Origin of the sequence: Paractinoplanes deccanensis (genome assembly GCF_016862115.1) — a bacterium.
Taxonomy (GTDB): Bacteria; Actinomycetota; Actinomycetes; order Mycobacteriales; family Micromonosporaceae; genus Actinoplanes; species Actinoplanes deccanensis.
Genome location: NZ_BOMI01000240.1, coordinates 1 through 1,324, shown reverse-complemented (window position 1 = coordinate 1,324; position 1,324 = coordinate 1). Strand labels below are relative to the sequence as shown.

The 1,324-nt window shown below is 67.0% G+C and carries 1 protein-coding gene; it reads right to left on the bottom strand.

Annotated elements, in window-relative coordinates; translation table 11 throughout:
* Nucleotides 1–8 precede the first annotated feature (8 nt).
* Complete coding sequence (locus Ade02nite_RS48810; RefSeq protein ID WP_203778290.1) at nucleotides 9–1,238, bottom strand: IS110 family RNA-guided transposase; 1,230 nt, start codon at nucleotides 1,236–1,238, stop codon at nucleotides 9–11.
* Between the last annotated feature and the right edge of the window lie 86 nt (nucleotides 1,239–1,324).

Below are 1,324 nucleotides of genomic sequence, written 5' to 3'. Positions count from 1 at the left end.
GTTGGGTGTCAAGCAGTTGTGGTGTTTTGGTGTGCCCAGGCGGTGGTTTCGTCGTAGTGGATGTGGGTTTTGAGGCAGCCGTGCAGGATGCCGACGAGGCGGTTGGCGAGTTGGCGTAGGGCGGCGTTGTGCGCGCTGCCGCGGGCGCGTTGTTTGTCGTAGTAGGCGCGGGCGCCTGGGGAGACGCTCAGGGCGGAGAAGGCTTGGGCCATCAGCGCGTCGATGAGCCGGTCGTTGTGCACGAACCGGGCGAGCACGGCGGTCTTCTTGCCCGAGGCTCGGGTGATCGGGCTGGTAGCGGCATAGTTTTTGCGGGCTTTCGCGGTTGCGTAACGCTGGTGGGCGTCACCGAACTCCGAGAGCACCCGGGCGCCGAGGATGACACCGAGTCCGGGCTGGGACTTGATGATCTCAGCGTCCGGGTGCCGGCCAAAAGACGTCTCCACCTCGCCTTGCAGGGCGCTGACCTGCTCGTTGAGGGTGCCCAGCAGCGCGACCAGCGAGCGCACCGTCGCGGCGTAAGCGGCGACGACGACCGGCGGCTGCCCGAGCTGCTCAGCGCGTAACACCGCCTGAATCGCGGCGGCCTTGACCGCGATGTCACGCCGGCGGGCACGCTTGAGCGCGGCGCTGATCTGGCTGATGCTCAACCGTGCCGCGGTAGCCGGTTCGGGGGCCTTGGCCAGCAGTTCCAGGGTGTCGCCGGCGTCGAGATCCTCGAACGCGGCCAACGCGGCCGGGAAGTACTCCAGCAGGGCGTGCCGCAGCCGCTGCACCGCCCGGGTACGTTCCCAGATCAACGTCTTATGCATCCGGGTCAACACTTTGACCGCCTCACCGGCCACGCTGTCCGCAGCGACCGGGCGCAGCTGATGCGACTGGGTCCGCACCATATCGGCCAGCAGATGCGCGTCCGCGGCATCACTTTTCGCCCCAGACACCCCCAGCCGGTCACGATAGCGAGACGCCTGCAACGGATTGACCGCGAACACCTCATACCCGGCCGCGAGCAAAGCCCGCACCCACGGACCCCGATCAGTCTCGATCCCGATCTTCACCCGCCCCGCACCCTCGCCGTCCTCGGCGTCATCGCCGAGCGCCTGACCGATCACAGCATGCAACCGGGCCATCCCGGCCACACCCTCAGCCAACCGGACCTTGACCAACCGGCGCCCGGACCCGTCCATCACCTCCACATCATGATGATCTTCCGCCCAGTCATCACCGACGAACAACACCAAAGCCTGCCTCCAGCCCTTCAAAGCCGACCGTTCCCCACCCAGCCCGCCATGCAGCCGACGCGACCTAATGAAGCAGTGCTCAC